General features: G+C 55.7%; 19 protein-coding genes. 11 read left to right on the top strand and 8 right to left on the bottom strand.

Features of this window, described 5'->3' with window-relative positions:
• On the bottom strand, nt 1-823 hold an 823-nt coding region (locus tag QJ48_RS19000; RefSeq protein ID WP_157261689.1), incomplete at its 3' end, for a hypothetical protein.
• Nucleotides 824-1,082: 259 nt separating this feature from the next.
• Between QJ48_RS19000 and QJ48_RS18995 the strand changes: the two genes are divergently transcribed.
• The 4 genes from QJ48_RS18995 (at nt 1,083) to QJ48_RS18980 (ending at nt 5,948) form a co-directional block, all read left to right on the top strand.
• Nucleotides 1,083-2,072 carry a sugar ABC transporter permease gene (locus QJ48_RS18995; RefSeq protein WP_082420579.1) on the top strand — a complete coding sequence of 330 codons (990 nt, stop codon included), beginning with the start codon at nt 1,083-1,085 and terminating at the stop codon, nt 2,070-2,072.
• 48 nt (nt 2,073-2,120) lie between these two features.
• Nucleotides 2,121-3,005 (top strand): carbohydrate ABC transporter permease, encoded by an 885-nt coding sequence (locus QJ48_RS18990; RefSeq protein WP_054975099.1) that lies wholly within the window; start codon nt 2,121-2,123, stop codon nt 3,003-3,005.
• 63 nt (nt 3,006-3,068) lie between these two features.
• Nucleotides 3,069-4,637, top strand: coding sequence for an extracellular solute-binding protein (locus tag QJ48_RS18985; protein WP_054975098.1), 1,569 nt, complete (start codon nt 3,069-3,071; stop codon nt 4,635-4,637).
• 51 nt (nt 4,638-4,688) lie between these two features.
• Entirely contained in the window at nt 4,689-5,948 is a 1,260-nt protein-coding gene (locus QJ48_RS18980) for a Gfo/Idh/MocA family protein (RefSeq protein ID WP_054975097.1), read from the top strand.
• A gap of 150 nt (nt 5,949-6,098) precedes the next feature.
• On the opposite strand, the gene QJ48_RS18975 is transcribed toward QJ48_RS18980, so the two are convergent.
• The 3 genes from QJ48_RS18975 to QJ48_RS18965 all read right to left on the bottom strand — a co-directional run bounded on the left by QJ48_RS18975 (nt 6,099) and on the right by QJ48_RS18965 (nt 9,539).
• Nucleotides 6,099-6,296: a hypothetical protein gene (locus QJ48_RS18975; RefSeq protein ID WP_054975096.1), complete on the bottom strand. Its 198-nt coding sequence runs from the start codon at nt 6,294-6,296 to the stop codon at nt 6,099-6,101.
• 1,118 nt (nt 6,297-7,414) lie between these two features.
• Entirely contained in the window at nt 7,415-8,236 is an 822-nt protein-coding gene (locus tag QJ48_RS18970; protein ID WP_054975095.1) for a WYL domain-containing protein, read from the bottom strand.
• Entirely contained in the window at nt 8,223-9,539 is a 1,317-nt protein-coding gene (locus QJ48_RS18965) for a WYL domain-containing protein (protein WP_054975094.1), read from the bottom strand. The genes QJ48_RS18970 and QJ48_RS18965 overlap by 14 nt, the downstream gene beginning before the upstream one ends.
• 636 nt (nt 9,540-10,175) lie before the next feature.
• Here QJ48_RS18965 and QJ48_RS18960 point away from each other — a divergent pair.
• From QJ48_RS18960 to QJ48_RS18945, 4 genes are all read left to right on the top strand, one after another.
• Nucleotides 10,176-11,684, top strand: coding sequence for a TROVE domain-containing protein (locus QJ48_RS18960; RefSeq protein ID WP_054975093.1), 1,509 nt, complete (start codon nt 10,176-10,178; stop codon nt 11,682-11,684).
• A 234-nt stretch (nt 11,685-11,918) separates the two neighbouring features.
• Nucleotides 11,919-12,707, top strand: coding sequence for a nucleotidyltransferase domain-containing protein (locus QJ48_RS18955; RefSeq protein WP_054975092.1), 789 nt, complete (start codon nt 11,919-11,921; stop codon nt 12,705-12,707).
• Between the two features lie 6 nt (nt 12,708-12,713).
• A complete protein-coding gene (locus tag QJ48_RS18950) occupies nt 12,714-14,312 on the top strand; it encodes a hypothetical protein (RefSeq protein ID WP_054975102.1) in 1,599 nt (532 codons plus the stop codon).
• Nucleotides 14,294-15,520: an RtcB family protein gene (locus QJ48_RS18945; RefSeq protein ID WP_054975091.1), complete on the top strand. Its 1,227-nt coding sequence runs from the start codon at nt 14,294-14,296 to the stop codon at nt 15,518-15,520. The genes QJ48_RS18950 and QJ48_RS18945 overlap by 19 nt, the downstream gene beginning before the upstream one ends.
• Nucleotides 15,521-15,685: 165 nt before the next feature.
• Here the strand turns inward: QJ48_RS18945 and QJ48_RS18940 are convergent, their stop codons facing one another.
• Complete coding sequence (locus QJ48_RS18940) at nt 15,686-16,543, bottom strand: amidohydrolase family protein (protein WP_054975090.1); 858 nt, start codon at nt 16,541-16,543, stop codon at nt 15,686-15,688.
• Between the two features lie 6 nt (nt 16,544-16,549).
• Nucleotides 16,550-19,687, bottom strand: coding sequence for a GNAT family N-acetyltransferase (locus QJ48_RS18935; protein ID WP_054975089.1), 3,138 nt, complete (start codon nt 19,685-19,687; stop codon nt 16,550-16,552).
• A gap of 182 nt (nt 19,688-19,869) precedes the next feature.
• Between QJ48_RS18935 and QJ48_RS18930 the strand changes: the two genes are divergently transcribed.
• Entirely contained in the window at nt 19,870-20,361 is a 492-nt protein-coding gene (locus tag QJ48_RS18930) for a DUF6884 domain-containing protein (RefSeq protein ID WP_054975088.1), read from the top strand.
• Between the two features lie 49 nt (nt 20,362-20,410).
• Here QJ48_RS18930 and QJ48_RS18925 read toward each other — a convergent pair whose 3' ends face one another.
• Nucleotides 20,411-21,022: a TetR/AcrR family transcriptional regulator gene (locus tag QJ48_RS18925; protein WP_054975087.1), complete on the bottom strand. Its 612-nt coding sequence runs from the start codon at nt 21,020-21,022 to the stop codon at nt 20,411-20,413.
• Nucleotides 21,023-21,026: 4 nt separating this feature from the next.
• On the bottom strand, nt 21,027-21,779 hold the full coding sequence (locus tag QJ48_RS18920; protein ID WP_054975086.1) for an alpha/beta fold hydrolase: 753 nt from the start codon (nt 21,777-21,779) through the stop codon (nt 21,027-21,029).
• Nucleotides 21,780-22,159: 380 nt separating this feature from the next.
• On the opposite strand from QJ48_RS18920, the gene fabI reads away from it, so the two are divergent.
• On the top strand, nt 22,160-22,930 hold the full coding sequence (gene fabI / locus QJ48_RS18915; RefSeq protein ID WP_157261687.1) for an enoyl-ACP reductase FabI: 771 nt from the start codon (nt 22,160-22,162) through the stop codon (nt 22,928-22,930).
• 15 nt (nt 22,931-22,945) lie between these two features.
• Nucleotides 22,946-24,382: a class I adenylate-forming enzyme family protein gene (locus tag QJ48_RS18910; protein WP_054975085.1), complete on the top strand. Its 1,437-nt coding sequence runs from the start codon at nt 22,946-22,948 to the stop codon at nt 24,380-24,382.
• Nucleotides 24,383-24,455: the final 73 nt, after the last annotated feature.

Here is a 24,455-nt window from a genome sequence, read left to right as displayed (position 1 = left end):
GATTCACATAGGTGAATCCGGTTTTCGGTCCGGTGGTGTAGAAGAAGTACTGGTTATCCGCCTTCACCCAATCCTGTCCCGGAGGCAGAGCAGGCAGAGGCTCATCGGCTGCGGAGCCCGAAGCGAACAGCAGACGGCCGCTTGCGTCCAATACGTAAAAGTTGTCGTTGACCGAGCGGTGGAACGCTTGAAACATGCGGTCCGCATCGACAAAAGCCAGCATCATGAAATCCGGATAAAATCGGCTTTTGACCAGCATAGGCCAGACCGGACCGGTCGTATCGCCCGGCAAGCCGTTTCGCAGATAGGAAGCGGCTGGATAGATCGTCATCGGACCGGCCTGCTCCAATTGCTTTTTCCAGAACGAGTAGGTGTAAACGGGATTGACGTAATATTCGGTGAACATGGATTCGGGGCTCGCGCCTCTCGATTTCTCCAGCATCAGCGAATGCTTGACGTCGTATACGAACAGGTTGTTCAAGTACAGCGCCTGATTGGATACGGTATTGCTGAGATAGTCCGTCACCTTGTTGGCCGCCACGTAATCGAGATACGGCTTGCTGTTCAGCTCCTGCAGCCGCGGGTTCAGGTATAAATTCAGCATCGTATTCTCCAGCAGCTGAAAATGCTGCTCGAAATCGTTTGTCGTGTTCGTGAGATTGACCGTGTTATATTTGATGATTTCATCGCGGAGGCTTTGCCGGAAAACTCCATAGGTCAGGAGCTCGAAGATGACCAGAAGAACGATCACCCCGAGAAAGCTGAGCAGCAGCTTAAAAAAAACGGAACGCGCTTTCATTTTGATGCGGAGGATGCTTGGCAAAGGCGGTTGACTCCCTTCGTTCGGCGGATCGGATGCAATATGTCTGTTTTTCGAATGCTTCACTGATTTACGGAAATCCCGAAAACCGTGATAAAACGGCAATAGCGACGGTTTTCGGAGACGAATTCTCACTATATTATAACATTGCGGCCCCGGGATAGGGGCGGCCCTTAAGTCTCAAAATAGACTGGAAGCGGTTCCAAGATAACGGGTGCGAACCTGCCGCTAGTCCCAATGAAACCGAGAAAGGAGTTTTCTTATGGAAACGGAATTCACAGCCAAGGCATCGCCCGATCCGAGTCCTTCCCGTATTGCGGCGGAGTCCGTGTCCGGCAGCTCACGCCGGCAACTGCTGCTGTCCCGGATGTGGAAAGAGCGTTACTTGTATCTGCTGCTGTTCCCGGGCTTGGTGTACTTTATCGTATACAAGTACTTGCCCATGGCCGGAAATATGATGGCTTTTCAAGATTACAGCGCATTTCAAGGCTTCTGGGGCAGCGAGTGGGTCGGACTGAAGCATTTTGAGCGCATCTTCCAGGACAAGGAAGTTCTGCGGGTGCTCTGGAACACGCTGTACTTGTCCTTGCTGCAAATCGCCTTTGCCTTTCCGGTGCCGATCGTGCTCGCCGTGATGCTCAACGAGGTGCGCCGCGAATGGTTCAAGCGCCTCATTCAATCGATCGTCTACCTGCCGCATTTCATTTCTTGGGTCGTCGTGATTGGCATGGTGACGGTGTTCCTACAGTCTGAGGGCTTGGTGAACAAGCTGCTGCACGTGCTGTTCGGCATCGGACCCGTTGCCTTCCTTCAGGAGCCGGGCTGGTTCATGCCTCTCGTCGTGCTTGAGGTGATCTGGAAGGAATCCGGTTGGGGAACGATCCTCTTCCTCGCGGCGCTGGCCGCCGTAGACCCGAGCCAGTACGAAGCGGCCGTCATCGACGGAGCCAACCGCTGGCGGCAAATCTGGCACATTACGCTTCCCGCGATTCGCAGCACGATTGTGATTTTGCTTATTTTGCGGCTCGGCAGCGTGCTCGATTCGGGCTTTGAACAGATTTTCCTGATGCTCAACCCGTTCAACAAATCGGTGGGCGACGTGCTCGACACGTATGTGTACGTCAAAGGCCTGACCGAATCCGACTACAGCTTCGCCACCGCGGTCGGTTTGTTCAAATCGCTCGTAGGTCTGCTGCTGATTATCGGGGCGAACCGTCTGGCTAAACGCTTCGGCGAAGAAGGCGTGTTCTAATCTTACCTGCGGCTGCGGCATAAAGCAAGATACGGAGGTGCAAACGCTATGATTCGTAATCGCACATGGCAGGAAAAAGCGTTCGGGGCCGTCAACGGGGCGCTCCTTGTGATCATCGCGCTGCTGATGCTGTTCCCGTTCTACTATATGACTATCGTGTCGTTTACTTCCTACACGGAGTACGTGAAGACCGAGCTGCTGCTCGTTCCGACAAGCTTTGTGCTCGACGCGTACGCCTATATTTTTCAATCGGATTCGTTCGTGCGCTCGCTTGGCGTGACCGTCTTCGTCACCGTCGTGGGCACGATCGTCAATCTGCTGCTGACTTCGATGATGGCTTACGCTTTGTCGCGCAACATTCTCGGCAAACGGGTGTTTCTGTTCCTCGTCCTGTTCACGTTCGTCTTCGGGGCAGGCATTATCCCGACTTACATGATCGTCAGCGCCACCGGCCTGATCAACTCGTACTGGGCGTTAATTCTTCCCGTCGCCATCAACTCGTACAATCTGATCGTCATGCGGCAGTTTTTTCTTAATATTCCGCATGAGCTGACGGAGTCGGCTTTGATCGACGGGGCCAACGACCTGCAAATTTACGCCCGCATCATTCTTCCGCTGTCCAAGCCGGCGCTGGCCGCCTTCGGGCTGTTCTCCGCCGTGGCCCACTGGAACACGTATTTCTCGGCGCTGCTTTATTTGAACGATCCGGCCAAATGGACGGTGCAGGTTATGCTGCGTCAGATCGTGATTCTAAGCCAGGCGGGCAATATTTTGTCCGAAGGGGTGCAAGCGGCCCGGGGGCTGCAGGTTCCACCCGCAGAAACGATCGGCATGGCGGCGATTCTGGTGTCGACGATCCCGATTCTCGTGCTGTATCCGTTTCTGCAAAAGCATTTTGCGAAAGGGGTGATGCTGGGCTCGGTCAAAGGCTAGGGGGTTGGATATTCGGTTTGACTGATGTACCATAGCATTACACCTTAAGGAGGATATGCATCCATGACAATGAAACGGTCTGTTTCCGTTCTGCTTTCGCTCGCCGTAGCGGGCAGTATGACAGCTTGCTCCGGAGGAGCGAACTCGGGTGCGGCGGACGCCGGCAAAGGCAGCGCGGACGCCAAAAATAAAAAGATAACGATCACCTGGTTCTCGGGCACGTGGGAAAATCCGGTGCCGGGGCCGGACAGCGAAGCGGTCAAAGTGATCAACGAGAAGTTCAACGTCGACTTCAAGCCGCAGTATGTTCCTTGGGATACGTATGACGAGAAGCTCAGCGTCACGATGGCCTCCGGCGATATTCCGGACGTCATCGGCATGGAGCTGGTGGATGCCAATTATATGAAATGGGCGAAGCAGGGCGCTTTTCTCCCGCTGAACGACTATCTCGACAAATACAATTCGTTCAAGCCGGTACCTTCCAACGTCTGGGATATGCTCAAGGTGAACGGCAAAGTATACGCGGTTCCTTATTTCTTCAACGCCAAGGGCGGCAAAAAGCCGGTTATCCGCAAGGATTGGCTCGACAAGCTGGGACTGCCGATGCCGACGAATTACGAGGAGCTGAAGAAAGTCGCCATCGCGTTCGCCAAGCAGGACCCGGACGGCAACGGCAAGGACGACACGATCGGCCTCGGGTTGGCCAAAAACATCTACTACAGCCCTACGTTCAGCCCGTATTACGGCGCTTGGTACGAAAAGGACAAGAACGGGCAGTACATCCCCGACATCGGCGAAGGCAGTAAAGAGGTCGTCAAGTTCCTGACGGATCTGTACAAGGAAGGCGCGATCAAGAAAGACTGGGCGGTTACGAACTATATCGACGTGTTCAAGGCGTTCAACGCCGGGAAAGTCGGAATCTGGTACGAGGAGCCGGGCGGCAATCTGATCAACTACAAGACGCTGGCCGAAAACGCACCCAATGCGGTGCTTGCGCCACTGCCGGCCTTCAAAGCGCCGGACGGCACGCAGGGCATCCGCTCGCTGGCCGGATACTACAAAATGTATCTGCTGAGCGCCAAGCTGAAGAACGATCCGGAGAAAGTACAGCGTATTCTCGAAATCATGGACTATTTCCGCGAATTTACGCCGGCGGACCAGCGTAACTCCAAGAATGAAAAGTACGATTGGCTGAACGGCAAAGAAGGCAAAGGCTACAAAATGGAAGACGGCGTGCCGATTCCAATTAAGGAAAACCGTTCCAACGTGGCGCCGAGCGCATACATCAACACCGAAGGCTGGGCGCCGAACGACCAGGACCTGGAAGTGTTCATCAAAGGCTCGAAATCGCCGCTCGAAAGGCAGTTCAACGAATCGGTGGTCGCCTATCTCAAGACATCCAAAATTTATCTCAGCCCCGTGATGGCCGTTCAGTCGCCGCTGTACAATACGAAATGGACCGAGCTGTCCCAGTTCCTGAACGACGAGAAAACGAAAATGATCGTCGGCCAGCGGCCGTTTTCGGATTGGGATAAGATGGTAGACGAGTTTATGTCGAAGGGCGGCAAGGAAGTCGTCGACGAAGTGAACAAGCTGATCAAGGACAACAACGCGAAAGTTGGCTGGCAGTAAGGCTTAAGGCCGGCTGATGAGTATGATATTCGGAAAAAGGAGCCCGAGACCATGAAACCAATGACAGCCGTCTTGATCGGAGCCGGAGCGAGAGGGGCCGGCGGCTATGCGCGGTACGCGCTCGATTGCCCGCATGAATTGAAATTCGTAGCCGTCGCGGAGCCTAACGCCGAGCGCCGGGAAAAGTTCGCAGCCGAACACGGTATTTCCCGGGAAAACTGCTTCGAGACGTGGGAGGAGCTGCTCAACCGTCCGCAGATGGCCGATATCGCCATGATTTGCACCCAAGACCGGATGCACTATGAGCCGACGCTGCAGGCGCTGGATCTCAAATACCACGTACTGCTCGAAAAGCCGATGTCGCCGGACCCGCGCGAATGCGTGGAGATGGAGCGGAGAGCGCTGGCGAACAACCGGCTGCTGACGATCTGCCATGTGCTGCGCTACACGCCGTTCTGGGCCACGTTGAAAAAGATCATCGCGGAAGGCCGCATCGGCGAGGTCGTGTCGATTCAGCTGAACGAAAATGTCGGCTACTGGCACATCGCCCACAGCTTCGTCCGCGGCAACTGGAACAACTCGGACAAATCCAGTCCGATGATTCTGGCAAAATCCTGTCATGACATGGATGTGCTGTCGTGGCTGATGGACCAGCCGTGCGTCAAGGTCAGCTCGTTCGGCTCGCTGATGCATTTTCATTCGGGGAATGCGCCTGCCGGATCGACGGATTACTGTATCGACGGCTGTGCGGTTGAGGCGGAATGTCCTTATTCCGCCCCGCGGTTCTATCTGGGCGAAGGCAAAGCTTGGGCGCGCCATTATACGGAGGAGCTGACGTGGGAGAACATCGTGAAGGGCCTGCGCGAGTCGCCGTACGGCCGCTGCGTCTACAAGTGCGACAACAACGTGGTCGATCATCAGGTGGTCAACATGGAATTCGCGAGCGGAGCTACGGCGATGTTTAGCATGTGCGGCTTTACGAGGGAGCAGGAGCGCCGCATCCAGATTATGGGCACGCGCGGCGAGCTCCGCGGGGAAGAGAGCACCATCACGCTGATGGATTTTCTGACGCACCAGAAGACGGAGATTGAGATTCCGCCGCAGGTCAGCGGCCACGGCGGAGGGGACAGCGGCATCGTGCGCAGCTTCCTGCGCGAGGTGCGGAGCAATGCCGGCGGGGAAAGCCTGACCTCGGCCAGCGCTTCTGTGCGCAGCCATTTGATGGCGTTCGCGGCGGAAGAGTCCCGCTTGAACGGCGGCAAGGCCGTTCTCATCGACGATTATTACAAGCAGGTTGTAACGGCGACATAAGTTGTCGGTTTTGAGCTTATGCGAGCGGACGCCCGATAATCTCGCGTTGGAAGAGGGATTTTCGGGCGGATCGGACCGCAGTGAAGGCTGTGTATGTGTGTATGCTATGCAGGAGAGCTCCCCATCGTTTAGGGCTGTTGCCATACAGCCTTAGGCGGTGGGGGGCTCTTGCGATTTTGCGATGCGGGCGTTGTCCGCCTTGAACTGCGCCCGCTTCTGGTCGAGAAGCTGCTGTTCGATACGGGATAGCTTGCGGGAGATCGTTTGCAGCCGGTAAATAACGTAGATCGGAAAGGCCAGGAAAAGAAGAGCAAACAAAATCGCGTTAGGCCAATGTATTGCGGTCATAAGGACACCTCCTTTTTTCGGTTCGTTTGGCGGAAGCGTTCGGACGTGAAGCTGTTGGAGCGGAGCTTTTTGCTCCATTTCGCAATTGCTCGCTGTAGATATCGTTCGCGGGCAATTGTGCGCTCATAGGGCGGCTGGCTTGGGATTCAGCGCATGCGAATCCCAAGCTTGCGTTTGGCGCTGCGCTGCTGTAGGCGGTTTGCAAGCCCTGTGCGGCGTCGATTTCTCTTAGATGATGGTTCTTGGATGACGGATCGCAGGGAGTGACTTCCGGGGACAGAGGAACTGGTGTTCGTTATTCGGCTGTTTTGCTCGTTGTCTGGGGCGATAGAGGAACTTGGTGCCTCTATTCTGGCGAATGATGCCGGATTCACCGGCTTTTGCCGTCGAGCCGGGATAATTGCGCATCTGAGTTCCTCTATTTTTCAGAATAGGGCTATTGGAAGTATTTTAGCGCATCTGGGTTCCTCTATTGGTTTTGCGAAGGTCGCTACTGAGATGAGGATTGCCGCATTGCTTACGAACGGCCGCATGAGAGCAAGAGACCATCGGAAGTAATGTGCACCGTGAGCTGAAACGCACTTCCGAGTGTACCTCTAGCGTCATAGCGTAAAGTGTCATCGAGCATCATAGAGTGTCTGGGGTATCGTCGAGCGCCACATAGCACCATCGTAGAGTATGTTGTCATCGAGCATATAGAGTATTGTGGAACATCAAAGAGCATCCATCGGGCGTCTAACGTATCATGGAACGTCAAAGAGCATCTACCGGTGTCTAGCGCATCATAGAGTATCAAAGAGCATCCATCGAGTGTCTAGCGCATCATAGAGTATCAAAGAGCATCCATCGAGTGTCTAGCGCATCATAGAGCGTCAAAGAGCATCCATTGAGTGTCTAGAGCATCATAGAGCCTGGAGCCATCCAGCGTCATCGAGAACTCCTCATGCGCCATCGAACTCACCGAGCGCTCCAGCGTCTCCGGGCCTTACAGGGTGTCCCACGAGCCTGGGTACCCTCGATTTCCCGGCAGACCAATCCAACGCCCGAACAGCAGCGCTACTAGGTTGCCGGTCGGCTTGCGGCTGAGGCCCGCCCTTTTCTATCCGGCCTGCCGCCGTTCACGGAACAACCTGCTGCTCCTCCGCTATTCCATATCGGCTCAGCGCCTTGGCCGCCGATTCCCGCATGCGCCGCTTCAGCTTGTCGCCTTCGACCACCCGGACCCGTTTGCCGAGAAAGCGCAGCTTGGACAAAATATATTCGCTCTCGTCCCCGAGGAACGTCAGCCGAATCGTGTAGCAGTCTGCCGCGTCGTCGTACCCGACCTGCTTTTCGAAGCACGAGAAGGCGTACAGGATGCGGGACAGCTCGTTGTTATACTCGCGCACCACCTCGATGACAGCCGATTCCTTCCGGCCTTCCAGCATGCGGTTTATGTCCGCTTCGACTGCCGCGGCTTCCTCCGCCGAAACCGGTTGCTCCGCAAGCTCCACAATATGCTGCAGCTTCGTATTCATCAGCGCCCGATACCGGAGGTGATACCAGATCAAGTACCATTCCCGTTTGACCATCGAGTACTCCAGCTTGAACGGAAAGCCCGGCTGCTCTTCGAACATCCGTCCGTCTCTGATCCGGTGGTTGATGAGAATACCGCTCTTCCGCAGCATGATCCGCCGCAAGGAACGCAAAAGCGGATGGTAGACCTGATGCTCCCGGCTTTTGGCTTTTTCCCCGAAGCCTTCCTTCATATCCAGCGCCGGGTCGCCTTGGAGCATGCTTTGCAGCTTCTCCAGCGTCTCGGGAGTAAAAGCTTGCCCGGACGCCGGGTGCTCCAGCATCGCTTTAAGCCATGTCCGCTCATGGGAGGTGACGGCGAGCGTGCCTGTTTCATGCAGGCGGGACATGACTTGGTAATTAAAAATTTTCTCAAACGGATTCATAGTACGCTGCGATCTCCTTCCACTCCTCAATCAGCTCCCGGCGCAGGTGCTCCGGTGCGAGTACTTCACAGCTGGAGCCGAAGCTGCGGAGCCAAGGCTTGATCTCGGTCGTCCCGTGCACCTTAATTTCATAGATAAACGAAGTCTCGTTTTCCTCCGTAATGTGTCCCCATTGCCCTTGGAGCAGCACGCGCTCTTTGACGAAATTGGGCTGCGGGGCCTCCGGGCTGAAAAACCGCACCCGCACCGTAAGCGGCCTTCCCGTATCGATAAGCCAGCTGTAGCGGGTTTTTTCCTCCAACAGGTGCAGCTTCTCGTTGAACGTTTCTTCCGGTACGGCTTCGTCTTCGTTCAGTTGCGTCAAGCCTTCCAAACGGAACTTCACGATCCCTTGCCGGCTTTCCGAGCCAAGCAAATACCACCGGCCGTATTGATGATCGTAGATCACCTTGAGCGGCAGCATCACGACCTCTTTTCCCTCGGTTTCGCGTTCGAACAGCGGATTTGTATTTTTCGAGGCGTAGCTCTTGCGCGTTTTGGGCGAGAAATAGAGAAAACGCACCTTCCGGCGCTGCCGGATGGCTCCTAGCAGGGTGAACAAATGCGCTTCATCCAGAATGCGCGAGTAATAATGGTACTTGTACAGAAAAGGATCCCCTGTGACGTTTTCCGCGCCGGCTGCATGCTGCAAAGCCTTCTTCACACTATCCCGCAAAAGATAGCCTTGAACGGACGGCACCTGCGTATTCGCCATAATGTCGACGTAATCGTAGAGATCGAGAAGCTCCTCGTAGGTCAGTTCCTTGACGAGCCGGTCGTGAACGCGGTACCGGTATGGCCTTCCTCCGGGCTCTCTTACGATAACGCCGACTTCCTCCAAATATTTCAGATCCGAGCGAATCGTTTTCTCGTCGGGCAAAGGAAGCTCCGCGGGAAGATCGCTGCAGCACGCATCGAGTAGCTCCATGACAGTCCGCGCCTCATCCTGCATGGCGGCGAGCAGCAGCGACAGCCGATGGCTTTCCGATTCCTTGAGCGACTTGGCGCGGTATAAGAAGAGCAGCACCGGGTCTGCGGACTCGTAGTAGCTAAAGCGGAGCGTTTCGGCGAATTCTTTGCCCTGCTCCTGCGGGAGCTGCTGGTACATGGTGTTCACGATGTCCTTCAGCCGCCGGATCGTTTTATCGAAGGTATGTACGGAGATGCCGAGCCGCTGAGCGAATTGCTGGCGGCTGTAGGCGCCGCTGGTCAGCACCAGCATGCGCAAAAACTGGATTTCTTTATCGAAGCTTTCTCTGGCCATGGACAACCTCCGCTTTCGTAGCTGTTCCTTTTATTGTAACAGGGAAGGGAATTGGAGAAAAAGGAAAACTTTCTCTCTCGTCGTAATACTTTCGCCATGTTCGCGGGGCCGAAAATAAGCGATGATAGTACACGTAAGGCCGACGCCGAAAGGCAAAAGCCTTACGCCAAAAGATCACCGAGGCGCTTGGAAGGGTTACTTCGCCTCTTAAGCGACAGGTCGCCGGTTCGAGTCCGGCTTCCGCTATACGGCGGAATAGCTCAGATGGTAGAGCGGTTATTGTACCTTTCCGCCACTTCCTCGGAGATCTTCACCATATGAATACCGAAGCGAGGCGCTTGAAAGGGCTCCTTCGACTTTTATGGGAAAAGAATTGACGGCGAAAGCCGGGCGTCAGAGACGCCATGCGCCTTTTCGTTTTTCCCTCGCTTCGATCTTAATAGGTAATATTACGGCGAGGCGCCGGGGAGGGTTCCTTCGCATAGTTAGGCAAAAAGGAGGGGCGAATCCTGCCGCTAACCTTCCTCACTTTTCCTCGCCGGAGTTTATGACGAAGCCGTTTTTTGCTACGCAAAAAACTAAGAATATGCTTACGAAGTGGTTTTGCTACGCAAAACCTTTAGGAGGTTACCAACCATGAGTTTCGCTAAAAAAATGTTCGGCGCCATGCTGCCGACAACACATAACAAAGACGGATTTCCGGCTTATGCGCGTTCGGCCGAAGAGCAGTACGTGCAGACGCTGTTAACCAATACGCTGGGAAATACATTTTACGCCGATCAAAACGAGCTGCTGAAGGACGCGCTTGAGCTGCACCACGAAATGGCGCAGCGAAACCCGCAATTTATGGCCAAAGCGCTGGTGTTTGCCCGCAACGAGGGATTCATGCGGCTGCAGCCGCTGTTCGGACTCGCCATACTGTCGTCTTACCGGCCGGATCTGTTCGCCAAGGTGTTCGACCAAGTGGTCCAGATTCCTTCCGATTTGTCCGACTTCCTGACGATCCTGCGGGGACTTGGCCGCGGGCAGGGCGGTCGGGCCGTGAAACGGCAGGTTGCCCGCTTCCTCTCCGGGGTGTCCGAATATTGGGCGCTGAAGTACAACGGCCGGGGACGCGGGTTTAGCTTGGGCGATGCGATCGCGACGGCCCATCCGAAGCCGGCCGATCTCAAGCAGCAGGCGCTGTTCCGTTACCTGCGCGGGCAGGAGACAAGTCTCGCCATGCTCCCGCAGGTGGAGGCGCTGGAGCAATTGAAGCGGGCGAGAAGCGAAGCCGAGCAGCTCGCCTGCATCGAACGCGGCAAGCTGCCGTACGAAACGGTGACGGGAGCGATCAAGCCGTCCAAGGCCGTCTGGGAGGCGCTGCTGCGCCAGATGCCTACGTTCGCGCTGCTGCGCCATTTGAACGCGCTGGATCGCGCGGGCGTGTTCGAGAAGAAAGCCAACCTGGCGTTCGCAGTGGAGCGTCTGACGAATGCCGAGGCGCTGCGCAAAGCGAAAATTTTGCCGTTCCGGTTCGCCAAGGCGTTCCGGGAGGTGGAGCGTCCGGAGCTGCGCGACGCGCTTCGGGCGGCGGTGGAGCAGACGTTCGCGAATTTGCCGGAGATCGGCGAGAACACGGCGATTTTCCTCGATATTTCCGGTTCCATGCAAGGGGAATATTTGCAGATCGGGTCCGTATTCGCCTTGGCGCTGTACAAGAAAACGCAAGGGAACTCGTTGTTCTGGCTGTTCGATACGGAAGTGACGGATGCCAAGCCGTCGCGTCACGACAGCATTTTAACGCAAGCGGAGCGCATCCGTTCCCGCGGCGGAACCGATACCGGCGCACCGGTACGCAAGCTGTTTTACGAAAACAAACGGGTCGATCAGATCATCATCATCACGGATGAGCAGCAGAACAGCGGCAGTCCGTTTTACGCCGAACTGGCAAAATACCGCGCCAAAGTGAACCCGCAGGTCAAAGCGTTCATTGTCGACATTGCGCCGTACCGCTATGCAATGGCGCCGCCCACCGATCGGAATACATTCTATATTTACGGTTGGAGCGACACCGTGCTGTCCTATATTGCGCAGGCGGTACAGGGCTACTCGGACATGACCGGGAAGATCGATGCCATGGAGCTTGGCGGCGGCGAAAAGTAACGAGCAATTTCCAACGAAAAAGGAGGCCGATGAAGATGGCAGGGATTACGACGACGATTTTACAGTTCATCCTGAAGTACAAACAACGCAGGCTGCCGAATCGCGGCAGCTTCGACTTCCGCATCTCATCGGTCCTATTCGGATGATATTCTATAAGAACATCGGGCTATGGACCGCTGAGGTCGATGGCTTTTGCCATTACCACCATCTCGATCCCAAGGAGGGAAAACCGCGATGACCGACTTTCGTCAACATATATTAGAAGCACTGTGCCACATCGAGCGGCAGGAGCAGGTGCGCATCCTGTACGCCTGCGAATCGGGCAGCCGGGCGTGGGGGTTCCCGTCAAAGGACAGCGACTACGATGTCCGTTTCCTATACGTCCGGCCTGTTGAGTGGTATTTATCCATATTTGAGCAACGGGACGTGATCGAGCGGCCAATCAGCGACAAGCTTGATATCAACGGCTGGGATTTGAAGAAGGCGCTGAACTTATTTCGCAAATCGAACCCGCCGCTGCTGGAGTGGCTGCAATCGCCGATCCCGTACTACGAGAATTACTCTGCGGCGGAGCGTATTCGCAGCATCTCGCCGCTGACTTTTTCCCCGAAATCGTGCATGTATCACTATCTCAATATGGCGAAGGGAAATTACCGGGATTACTTGCAGGGGGAGCAGGTGAAGATCAAAAAATATTTTTACGTGCTTCGCCCGGTCCTGGCCTGCGAATGGATCGAGCGGTTTAACGCGATGCCGCCGATGGAATTCGACGTGCTGGTGGACCGTTTGGTGCCGGAGGGCAGCGAGCTGAAAAAGGTCATTCTTGAGCTGGTGGACCGCAAAATGGCGGGAGACGAAATGGACTACGAGCCAAGGATCAACCCCATCAACGAGTTTTTGGAACAAAAAATGAATCATTTCGAGCGCACGGCCGTTCATCTGAAAAGCGCCGAAGGCGGACAGGCTCATGAGCTTGATGGGCTGTTCCGCGCCGTGCTTAACGAAGTGTGGGAGAACAGGTGATTGACGATGATGAGCATATTTAATCAAAATACACTATATCCATGGGCCGGGAAGCCTTCCATCTATGAGTACATCGTGTCCGCGCTGGGTGACCAAGGCCGGCTCAATGACGCCAGGCTGCCGGATGACGACGAGTATTGGGCCGGGCATTCCGTGCGCTGGGTCGCGGGGGGCATGGACGGGACGTTCAGCCACCACGCCGGAGGGCAGGCGGAGACGGCGAAAGTGCAGGCGCTGGTGCAGCTTCTGGTCAAGCAAAGCCGGAGTCCGGGGAGCAAAACAAGACGCGCCACCTACCTCAAGCTCATGCAGGAGGATGTGCTGAGTGTTATTGACCCGCTGCTGGAGTCGCTGCGGGAGCACCCTGGAGTCGTCATTCCGAATCTGTATCAGGAAGCGGAGTGGTTCGCGAGATACGGGGCGCACCGCAATGTCGTCAAGCTGGGGATTGCGCTGTTGGGCCAGTTCGAAACCGAGAGACACCGTGAGCTGGTCGTTACGCTGGGCAAGCATGACGAATTTACGCTCTATTCGGCGGTTGCGATTCGGGGCAGTTTGGACAACGCCAACGAGACGCTGTTCGAATTGGCCAAGAACGTCGACGGCTGGGGCAAAATCCAACTGGTCGAGCGCCTGGAGCCGCAGACGCAGGAAATCCGGGACTGGCTGCTTCGCCACGGATGCCGCAACAGCGTCATGAACGAATATTTGGCCTGTTATTGCGCGCGTAACGGCGGGCTGGCCGAAGCGCTGTCGCAAGCCTCCGTGGATCTCGAGCTGTATGACGGGGCAGGGGTCATCCTCTCCGCGCTGCTGTCCGGTGGGCCGGCCGAAGATATCGACGACTACGAGGACGCAGCGTCGGCGGTAGGCGATTTTCTAAGGCATTCGCAGACGATGTGCGTGACCGCTTCGCAGCTGTCGGTGGTGACGGATATTTATGATTTTCTAAACGAAGACGGTCAGCGTTGGGAGCAACGGTATGAGAGGGGCTGGTCAGGCGACCTGCGCGAAGCCTGCAAACGGCTGTGCGAGAACGTCATCCGCAACGAAGAATGGCCGGCCAAAATATGGGAGGGCATCCGGTCGCAGGATAGCGCGGTACGGCAGCATGCGATCTATGCAGCCAAACGGCTCCGCATGGACATTTGGGAGGAGCTATTCGAGCAGCTTCCGGAGCATCCGCTGGACAGTCACCTGTATTATGAGCTTGCGCGAACAGATGAACCGGAGCGGATGGACCGCTTGGTCCGTTATGCGGAAGCGCATCTTCCGCTAGAGGAAATCGCCGGCGGTCCGAAGGATGAGATCGGCTATGGGGAGCAGTACGGGCCGCATCAATGCCTGCAAAGCCTGCTGCAGGCGCTGGACGTGTTCGAAGGGCACGGGACGAAGCTGATTGCTGCCGGTTTGCTGAGCCCAGCAACCATGAACCGGAACATGGCGTTGAAATGCCTGGAGGTATGGCCTCTTCCGGACTGGGGAGAGGAAGTGGCATGCGCTTTGCAGGAACTGATCGCTTCCGAGCCGAATGAACAAGTAAAGGAACGAATGGCAAAGCTTTTGCAGGAAAAGGAGCTGACGGCATGGCTTATCAAATCATAGACGGCGTCCGCGTCTGGGGGAACCCGGAGGCAGGCGCCTTGGCGCAGGCCAAAACGTGTGCGGAGCACGGAAATGTCGTGCAGGCGCTATTGATGGCGGACCACCATAAGGGTTACAGTCAGCCGATCGGCGGGGTGATCGTCTACGAGGGACAAATCTCGCCTTCCGGCGTCGGGTACGATATCGGATGCGGGAACAAAGCGGTCCGAACGAACCTGCTGGCAGCGGATATCCGGCCCGGCTTGGCGCGCATCATGGACGACATCGCACGGAACGTTTCGTTCGGCATTGGGCGCGTAAACAGCGAGAAGATGGATCACGAGCTGTTCGACGATCCGGACTGGGCGGTCTATGCCAACATCGGGCGTCAGGAGCACGATAAGCTCAAGGCGCTCGCCCGCGACCAATTGGGGACCGTAGGCAGCGGGAATCACTTCGTCGACTTGTTCGAGGAAGCGGGGACGGGACGTCTTTGGGTCGGCAATCACTTCGGCAGCCGCGGGTTCGGCCATAAGACGGCCAGCGGTTTTATTAATCTTGCGGCGGGCAGGGAGATTTTGGCCAACGCTCCGGGGGAAAAGATGGACCAGCCGCCGGTGCTGCTCGATCTGGACAGCGAGCTTGGCGATATGTATTACCGCGCCATGAAGCTGGCCGGGCGGTACGCGTATGCCGGAAGAGACGCCGTCATTCGTCAGGTGCTGGCGATTCTGGGAGCGGATGCGGAATTCGAGGTGCATAATCACCACAATTACGCCTGGAAAGAGACGCACGGCGGCCGCGAAACGGTCGTTGTGCGCAAAGGGGCTACGCCGTCCGCTCCCGGCCAGCTCGGGTTCATCGGCGGCAGCATGGGCGACATCTCGGTCATTGTCCGGGGGAAGGATACGGAGGAGAATCGGGCGGCCTTCTACAGCACGGTGCATGGCGCGGGAAGAATCATGAGCCGCACGCAAGCGGCCGGAAAAATGAACTGGAAGACGCGTACCCGCTCGGGCGGACTCATCTCGGAGGCGCAAATGCACGAGGCCGTGCGGAGCTTCGGCGTCGAGCTTCGCGGAGCCGGGACGGACGAGAGCCCGTTCGTGTACCGGAAGCTTCAGGAGGTGTTGGACGCCCACGCAGAGACGATCGAGGTGATGCATGTGCTGAAGCCAATCGGCGTATGCATGGCCGGAGCGGACGAATTCGACCCGTATAAGGACTAGCCGTTCTAGTTTTTAATCCAATTTTGAACTTCTTTTAAGGTCTGCTTAAGCTTCGAACCGCATACTTAAGAAGATCCCGTTACTTAACATATATCTTTGATCCCCGCCGTCGCTGCCATCGACGAGGCGGGGATTTTTTTGAGCATTTATGCGTCGTAAATGCGGTTACTCCACGAGCGGAGCGATTTTCGGAAACACGCGCAGGGCGGTTTTGTAAAAGACATGCTCATGATACGCCTCCGGAATCAGCTCCTGCACGAATTGCAGATAAGGCTGCACGGGGGCAAGCGGCCAGTCGGTGCCGAAAAGCATCTTCTCGTAATGGTCGCAGTATGTCACCGCGTGGCGCAGATGGGCGAAGAAGAGCGGGGAATCCTTGAGCCGCGCGCATTCCGCGGCATCGCCGACCATCAGGCCGGACAAATCGGCGAATACGTTGCGGTTCTTGTAGACGATCTCGGCTCCGTCCAGCACCCACGGGTCGCCGAAGTGGGCGATCATGAAGTTGACGTCGCGGTGGGCGACGGCAACCTCGTCCACCGTCAGCGGGTGGGAATATTTCAGCAGGCCGCGCTCCGAGTACGTATCGCCCGTATGGTAGACGACCGGAACCTTGTACTGCTTCGCCAGCTCGTAGACCGGCTGGTAGACGTCATCGTACGCATAGTACGGATAGTAGCCGAGGTAAATTTTGATTCCGACCGCCTCCGGCCGCTGCAGCTCCCGCTCCAAGGCATCCAGTCCGGCGTTGCCCAGCTTGAACGGGTTAACGCCAGGGCAGTACACGATCTGCCCCGGATACGAGTCCACCATATCAAGTCCCATCGGCGTGGGGGCTTCCCGGTCGGGGAAGCCTCCGGCGGCGGTCTCCGTCACTCCCATGCCGATGCCCAGCACGACGCCGTTCTCGGCGTATTCGCGCAGCAGCCCGTCAACGGAGTAATCGACGAACGAGCGGTTTTCCGCCGTTTCCTTGAACGAAGCAATATGAGACAAGTGCATGTGAGCATCAATGATTTTCATTCCGTATTACTCTCCTTCCGTGTCGCTGGTATCAAGTATAAGAGGGAAGGCGAGTCTGCGTAAAGCTTCCAAGCTGTCCACCGGCAGCGGGGCGTCCGGAAATACGAGGAACACCGGAGCCGAGCGGCTGACGCTTCCGTGAGGCAGACGAACCCTCCGCGTGAGCGATAGGCAGCAAATCTCCTTGTTCGTGTAGACCGAAGGGCGGTTGGCGTCTTCGTCTGTCACAATGTGCATGACTCCGGTCCGGCTATCCAGGCCGAATACGTAATCCTTCGTCTCGCGCACGCTGAGCTCCCCTTTTCCGAGAGGGTAACGCAGCGCTTTGCCGTTCGGAGCGCAGGTTTGCAGCCACCCATAGCCGTCCGTTTCGTCGGGACGAAGGAACAGCTCGCTGAGCATCGATTTATCCAGATACGATCCCGTGTTCTGACGGATATCCGTCATATAAGCAAGCACCGGTACTCCGGGAAGCAACAAATAGTAGCTGTCCATGGTCGTCCCTTTGAACGTATCGTGGTTTCGGACGGATTGACGGACCCGGATGCCTGCCCAGACGTTGCCTTTCTCGTCGGAGAGACGGACATAGGCGGCGGAATGCTCTTCTTTGCGCACGGATAACGGACCCATCTCGTCGAATTGGCCCGACAAGCCGCCGGTCCAAGGATTCCACCACGACTTCGCCCCGTATTCGGGAAACCCGGAAGCAAGCCATTCCCGGCCCCCGACCGCTAGCGAACGCAGCCCGGGGTAATAGTCGGCCGAAGCCGAGATGCGAATGATACCATTATCGGCCGTCAGCACCGAATAACCGGCTTCAGTCGATGCCTTGCTGCTGACTTCACCGGCCGAAACCGGGAACAACGCGGCATGATACGCTTCTTCATGCGCGCCGAGCTGCGCTTCCACCCGGACCACGCAGCAGCGGGCTTCCGGCGCAGGCAGCATGAAGCGGGCTTCCGCCGCCTCGTCGTCGGGCGACAAATGCACCCGCTCCGGCGTTGCCGCCGCATCCATGTAGCAGGCGGAGAGCTCTCCTTCCCATACGGTCTGCTTCGCATCCCGAAGCGCGACCGGCACTTCCTTCGCCTCCGGCGGCACGAACGGATTTCCTTCGTTGGCCGTCAGCTCCACATGGCAGATCGGCGGCGCCGTCGTTTCCTGTCCGATGCGCTTCAGGGCAAATTCCCGGAACGAGGTCCAATCGTCGAAACCGCCCATAGACAAGAAGATCGTATCCGAGGTTTTCGTTTCTCCGGCTTCCAGCCGTCCGAAGCGGGTTTCCAGCTCCAGATACCAATCGCCCATATTCATCCGGTGGTTACCGGACCAGCAAATTCCGTATGCGCTTCTGGCGCCGCGGGCGAAGAGCCAAGGCTCGCTAACCTTGGAGCCGTCCCAGTACTCGAAATCGATGCCGTGCGAGTCGGTCGTTTCGACGATTTGACCGTCGTAAGGCAGAACCATCCCGTACAAGTCGGAACGAATGCGCTGGGAGACCCACATTTCGCTGACGACCGGTGCGTTCGAGTCGTTTTCCAGCTCCTGCCACAGCTTCGCCGTTCCGTCGGCGTACAGCAGCGTATGGAGATGCAGCAGCAGCTGCGGAAAGGTATCCGAGCGGTACGTTTGACGGTACCCAACCGCTCCCCGCTCCTCTTGGGGCTCGACACGTACCGGTTTCTTCCGCGTAAATTCGCCGGAATACGGCTTCCCTATCGATGGCGGGTACATCATGATTTGTTCGTCCTTCCGGTTCCAGGCCCGAAGGAACGCTTCATTATGATCCTTATCGTATTCGATTCCATAGCCGCCGTTGACGGCAACCCGGTTGTCTTCCGTCTCTCCGGTAAACATCGCCCCGGGCCCAGCGAAGGCTCCGCCAACGAAACGGGTGAACGCCACCTCCGGCCCGTTGTCCGGAACGGCCCGGATTTGAAGCGGGGCTTGGTAGAAGCCGTAGTCGAGCAGACGGTACGGAACCGCCAGCGAGATCCGCTCCTTCGCTTCCAAGCGCGTTTCGAAAGCCCGCTGTCCGAGCGCAAGCCAAGCTTGTTCCGGCAGCTCGAAGGAGAACGAGGCCGTCTCCGTGAAATGATTGTGCAAATCGAGGTACAGGACATAATCCCCACCAAGCGCATGCCTCGCATCCGGCACCCGCATCGTCAGGCCGGCCGGAAATTTCGGCACGATGCCGACCTTGAGCAGCGCCTCCAGACCGTTAATTCGCACCCGCGTCTGCACGGCAGGGCAGGTGCGCCATTCGCTCTGCTCTTCCTCGATGGCTCCGACGAAGAAGCGCGCGGCGATCCGTTCCTCGCCTTCCACCTGCAGCTCGCCTTTCCAATCGAATGTCACATTGCGGTCCGGTTCGCCCTGAAGCTCAAGCTTAAGCGGAGCGCCCGATTTGTTTACGATGCGGTATTCGATAGCGTACTCGCTTCCGAACACCGGCTCGGCCTGCTCGGCGGTCACGGACAGCAAGTAGTCCTCCGTTTCGATGAGACAGATGCCGCGGCCTCTGCGCTCGATATCGACGCGCAGTGATTGTCCATTCTTGGACCACGCGTAAGTGTATGTATCGAAGCCGTTCGCTTTATGGCCGTCCGGTTTCACTTCGATCGTCCGCTTCAAATCGGCGTACCAATCAATATCCTTAAGATAGGGGGCAAGTGCTTGGCAAGCGGCCACTTGGGGGATGAAGTTCATGAAGTGCGTCGCGTCCTCGCGGTCTTCCCAGAAAAAGCCGCATTTCTTGTATAGCGGCACCGCCTTCATATTGGCTTCCCAAGTGTACAAATCGACGCGCGGCCAGCCCAGGCGGATCGTTTCCTCCACCGCCCGCAGCACGAGCATTTTGCCGACTTTGCGGCCGTGGTAATCCGGGCGTACGTTCAACAGCTGGATATACAGCGCGCCGGTATCCTCCCGGTATTCGCCCAAGCTGCAGTATCCGACGACTTGACCGTCGCAGACGGCGAGGAAGACGGCCAAGGCATCCGAGTTTTCCTCGTCCTGGCGAATCTGCTCGGCTGTCCGGATGGCCGGTCCTCCGCCCCATTCGTCTTGGCTCCGGTTCCACATCTCGGCTACGCTTTCCGCATAATCAGGGTGGTAATGTACGATGTTCAATTGTGTTGTCATTTAGCTTCCACCTCGGCTCCAGTAAAATATAGAAGATAATGGATATACGTGCGAGAAGGGAGGAAGGTTGCAGGTCCGGGAAAAAAGAAGGGGAACACCGTTCGCGCGGCGAAGCAGTAAACGGCAGACAGCCAAGGAAGCGCAGGCTGCTCGCGCACAACGACGGAAGGAGCGGGACGAACGTGAACAGACTGTGCATCATCCCTTGCGGAGCCAAAAAAATATGGGATACCGCCGCCGCACCGTCGGGTCCTTGCCCGGCCAAACGGGCGTACATTTCGCCCCTTCACCGAAAATGTCAGGCGTATGCGGACCGCTTTTTTGACCATTGGGCGATATTGTCGGCCAAGCACGGTTTTTTGCTTCCGGACGATAGGCTCTACGAAAATTACAATGTCGCCTTTGGCAGCGGTCATCCGGAAATCATTTCATTGCACGAGTTGAAACGTCAAGTAAGCGAAAAGCGGTTGGACCGTTTTGAGGAAGTTGTCGTGCTCGGCGGCAAAAAGTTTACCAAGATCGTTCCCGAGGTGCTTTCCGGGGAGACGCGGATTTATTTTCCGCTGGTCGGGAGCAGGGGGATTGGGGATATGCTGCAGAAGCTGAACCGCGCTCTGGAGCGCAACGAACCGTTCGATGGCATTGCTGGAACAAAGCAGGGGGGCTTGGAATAGGAGGGGCTCCCGCTGCCGTCGTATCGACGGAGCGGAAGCTGCGAGATAGTTAGGAGACGTCCGGCTGCAAATTCCGATTGCCGCAAAATTCCTCGATCGTTTGCGCCTTCATGTCGTCCAGCGGGAATCCCGAAGGATAATTGGTATACATCAGCATGATGCCTTGGAGCGTCGAGGAGAAGTGAAGGGACCGTTTCCGGGGATCGGCAGCCCCCAGCTTCTCGAACATCGCGCATTGGGCCTCGAATTGCTCCGCGTAGGCACCGAGCAGCCGGTTGCCGTGCCTGGCCACGATCTCATCTTGCTTCGGACAGGTGAATAAATTCAGATAGAAGCGGAAGACCTCCGGCCGCTCGCGGACGTTGTCCAGCGCCCCTTCAACGATGTGGCGAAGCTGCTCGGCAGGGGTTTCTTTGGCGGCCGCGGCCTGCATCACTTCGAGCACCTCTTCGATGCGAAGATCGACCATGGCGGCCAGGAGCTCCTCCTTGCCTTTGAAATAATTGTAGAGAAGGCCCTTTGAAATGTCCGCTCTCTTGGCTACATCGTCGATGGAGGCGGAGTGGAACCCTTTCTCGATGAAAAGCTCCGTCGCCGCCTGCAAAATTTTGTCTCGGGCGGCGCGGCGAATCCGTTCGTTTTCTTCCGGCGTTCGGGGCATGTCGTTACTCCTCCAGAAACTGCAAAATCGTATGGGATACCTTGTCGGGATGGGTTAGCATAGGCATGTGATCCGCGCCGTCGATCCACACGAGGCGGACATTCGGAAGCTGACCGAATTGCTTGGCGAGCGGGAACAAGTCTTCGCGGTCGAGCGTGCCGATCATAAACAACGTCGGCGCCGCAAGCCGGTCCAGCCTTTCGATGGCGGGAGGCTGGGGCCATACCGATTCGCTGCTTTTCCAATCGAACCATCGCTTGATATTGTGTCTAATCAGCTCGTACATAAACGCTTGGTGCGGGCTTGCTTTGACGACGTCATAGGACGGAAAATCGAGCGAAAACTCGGTCATTTTCTCCACATCCGGTACTGCCGCGAGGACACGCTGGTACCGCTCCTCGATGTCGGGGGCATTCCGGAAGCCGGTGACGGAGCAGGCGATAAGCACGAGCTTGGATACCCGCTCGGGGTAAGTGAGAGCGAAATCGACGGCAATCTGGCCACCGATAGAGTGGCCGACAAGCAAAGCCTTTTCCAAGCCGAAGTGGTCAAGAACCATTCTTACATCCTCGACGTAATTGGCGGGCTCGACAGGCGCCGGCGATTGTCCGGCTCCCCGGCCGTCGAATGCGATAACCCGATAGCTCGCCGCAAGCCTCGGAATGATGAACTGCCAGGTGCGCATATCTGCCCCGCCCCCGTGAAGCAGGACGATCGTCTCGTCGCCCGCCCCATGAATTTCGTAGTGAAGATCCATCGTGATTCCTCCTCCGACGTATTTTCCGCAGCAGCGGATAGAGTGATGACCGGACCGTGACGCGTAACAGAAGCGATGGGAAAAGATGCCATGGTCCTTTGCAGCTTTAGTATAATTTATGACTGAACGTACAGTCAATATAAAACTGCGAACGAATATAATTATGGAGAAAATGTCATATTTTTGGAGTGAAATTCGTTAAAAAAGTGAGAAAATTATATATTATCTGTGAAATTGAATGTTTAAAAAATTTGGAGCATCTGCTATTATGGTAAATATTATTCCGCAAGGATTAGAATGGAAATTATGTTATTATTATTAAGATTTTATCCTTTTGTTTATATAAAAGTGATAAAAATACTTCTTTTGGAGGTGTGATTTTGGTGTCTTTGTTAACCGGCAAAACGATTCTGATCATGGGGGTGGCTAATAACCGCAGCATTGCATGGGCAACAGCCCAATCCTTGGCTGGCGAAGGGGCTCGTCTGATCTTTACGTACGAAAACGAGCGGGTGGAAGAGCGGGTCAAGCAATTGGCTGAAACCTTGCCCGGGTCGCTTACCTTTCCCTGCAATGTAGGAAGCGATGAAGAGATCGAGGCATTGGCTCGTTTTTTAAAGGAAAACGTTGGCGTCCTTCATGGGTATGTCCACAGCATAGCGTATGCCAAAGGCGAGGATTTGGAGGGAATGTTTGTCGAAACCTCGCGCGAGGGATTTCGCATCGCTCAAGAAATTAGCGCATACTCCCTGACCGCAGTTAGCAGCAAAATTCATCCGCTCATGTCGGAAGGCGGGAGTATCGTTACCATGACCTATATCGGTGCCGAACGCGCGATAAAAAATTACAATGTCATGGGAGTGGCCAAAGCATCCTTGGAAGCATCCGTCCGGTATCTCTCCAGCGACTTGGGAAAGCACAATATACGGGTCAATGCCATTTCGGCCGGTCCTATCCGCACCTTAGCCGCCTACGGAATAAAAGATTTTAATACGATGTTAAAAAAGATTGAAGAGATTACGCCGCTCGGCAAGACGATTGATGCCTCCGAAGTGGGGGATACGGCTTTGTTCCTGCTTTCCAAGCTTTCCAGAGGAATCACCGGGGAAGTGATCCATGTGGACGCCGGTTACCATATCGTAGGGATGTAAAGGAGTGATTAACCTTTGCTTGTAACTCAAACGGGCAGCCGGATTATTACCCCCCAAGGCTTGTTTACGAGGGATCGCTTTGAGAACAATGTTCATGTGTTCTGCCACATGCTGATTCTCAATGGAATTGCCGAAGGCGACCGGGTTGTCTTAAAAGCGGAAAATTCATATGGATTTGTTGTCGCCTTGTTCTCTTTGTGCCGGCTTGCCGTCTCGATCACTGTTGTGGATGAACAAATAAACACCGACGAATTAAGCGAAATTTATGCGGAAGTCGAAGCGTGCTGCTTGCTTACGGATACGGCTCTCCATCTTCCGGACGCCCAGAGTTTACTGATCGGAGATCTATTAAGCGACGCTGCGCTATTGGGGGAAACTGCTTTACCCTCGATGAGCATCGACAAGTGGATTCGTAAAGAAGACGCGCTCATTCTTTATACTTCCGGCACGACAGGCAAACCGAAAGGAATCGTGAAGTCAGGCTCTTCATTTATGGACAATATAAAGCTATCCGTCCAAGCGATGAGCTATGTTCCGGGCGATTGCCTGCTCCCGATCGTACCCTTTTCCCATTTTTATGGAATTTCTCTTATTTTCTCCTGGTGGCTGACGCCATGTTCTTTGATTATCTGCAACCGTAAAAATCTATGGAGTGCCATTACGCATATTACGAAAGAAAAAGCCACTGTCGTTGACGCCAATCCCTCTGCCTATTATACGATCATCCGCATGTTATCAAGAAAGCCGGAGCAATTGGAACAAGTAAGAAACTCCCAAGTCCGCATGTGGTGCGTCGGCGGGTCCCCATTAACGAACGATTTGGAGGAGAAGTTTGCTGAAGTGTTCGGACAGCCTCTGTTGAACGGCTACGGTTTGTCGGAGTTGGGGAATGTCGCCATGGGGACGCTGGATCACCCTGAGGGCTGCGGCAAGCCTCTTCCCGGGGTCGAAGTCCGTATTCGCGGTCAGAACGGGGAGGAGCAAGCCGGAGGGGAACTCGGGCAAATTTGGATACGCACTCCGGGCTGTATGGAAGGGTACTTAAACCAGGAAGAGCTCACGAAATCGGTCCTTCAGGATCAATGGTTTAAGACCGGCGACCTCGGTTTTTTGCAAGAAGGCAATCTGCACGTCATCGGCAGAGAAGGAAGATCGGTCAACCGCATGGGGTATACGTTTTCTCCTGTCTATATCGAAAACCAAATCAGCCGGCTTGGTTATCGTTCTTGTGTCATTACGTTGGACGACGATGTCAAAGGAACGCTGTTAGTCATATTCGTCGAAAGTGAATCCTCGCAAGAATTGTCTTTGGTCCGTAAAAATATCAATCGAATGCTTCCCACTTACATGTATCCCGATATCCTGCTATTACTACCCCAATTTCCTTTAAATCGAAACGGTAAAGTCGATCGGTTAGAGCTCGAACGCACAGCTAAGAGAAGGAAGGTTTAGCTAATGAATACAGCACATGCCACCCGATTACCCCAAAACATGATTTTATAGAGGAAAGGAAGCGATATTTTGA

Source organism: Paenibacillus sp. A3 (assembly GCF_001399685.1).
GTDB lineage: Bacteria > Bacillota > Bacilli > Paenibacillales > NBRC-103111 > Paenibacillus_G.
This window is presented reverse-complemented; position numbering and strand designations above follow the sequence as displayed.

Coding starts and splice junctions, on each gene's coding strand:
- QJ48_RS18995 (WP_082420579.1), top strand. CDS start 1,083: ATGGAAACGGAATTCACAGCCAAGGCATCGCCCGATCCGAGTCCTTCC.
- QJ48_RS18990 (WP_054975099.1), top strand. CDS start 2,121: ATGATTCGTAATCGCACATGGCAGGAAAAAGCGTTCGGGGCCGTCAAC.
- QJ48_RS18985 (WP_054975098.1), top strand. CDS start 3,069: ATGACAATGAAACGGTCTGTTTCCGTTCTGCTTTCGCTCGCCGTAGCG.
- QJ48_RS18980 (WP_054975097.1), top strand. CDS start 4,689: ATGAAACCAATGACAGCCGTCTTGATCGGAGCCGGAGCGAGAGGGGCC.
- QJ48_RS18975 (WP_054975096.1), bottom strand. CDS start 6,296: ATGACCGCAATACATTGGCCTAACGCGATTTTGTTTGCTCTTCTTTTC.
- QJ48_RS18970 (WP_054975095.1), bottom strand. CDS start 8,236: ATGAATCCGTTTGAGAAAATTTTTAATTACCAAGTCATGTCCCGCCTG.
- QJ48_RS18965 (WP_054975094.1), bottom strand. CDS start 9,539: ATGGCCAGAGAAAGCTTCGATAAAGAAATCCAGTTTTTGCGCATGCTG.
- QJ48_RS18960 (WP_054975093.1), top strand. CDS start 10,176: ATGAGTTTCGCTAAAAAAATGTTCGGCGCCATGCTGCCGACAACACAT.
- QJ48_RS18955 (WP_054975092.1), top strand. CDS start 11,919: ATGACCGACTTTCGTCAACATATATTAGAAGCACTGTGCCACATCGAG.
- QJ48_RS18950 (WP_054975102.1), top strand. CDS start 12,714: ATGATGAGCATATTTAATCAAAATACACTATATCCATGGGCCGGGAAG.
- QJ48_RS18945 (WP_054975091.1), top strand. CDS start 14,294: ATGGCTTATCAAATCATAGACGGCGTCCGCGTCTGGGGGAACCCGGAG.
- QJ48_RS18940 (WP_054975090.1), bottom strand. CDS start 16,543: ATGAAAATCATTGATGCTCACATGCACTTGTCTCATATTGCTTCGTTC.
- QJ48_RS18935 (WP_054975089.1), bottom strand. CDS start 19,687: ATGACAACACAATTGAACATCGTACATTACCACCCTGATTATGCGGAA.
- QJ48_RS18925 (WP_054975087.1), bottom strand. CDS start 21,022: ATGCCCCGAACGCCGGAAGAAAACGAACGGATTCGCCGCGCCGCCCGA.
- QJ48_RS18920 (WP_054975086.1), bottom strand. CDS start 21,779: ATGGATCTTCACTACGAAATTCATGGGGCGGGCGACGAGACGATCGTC.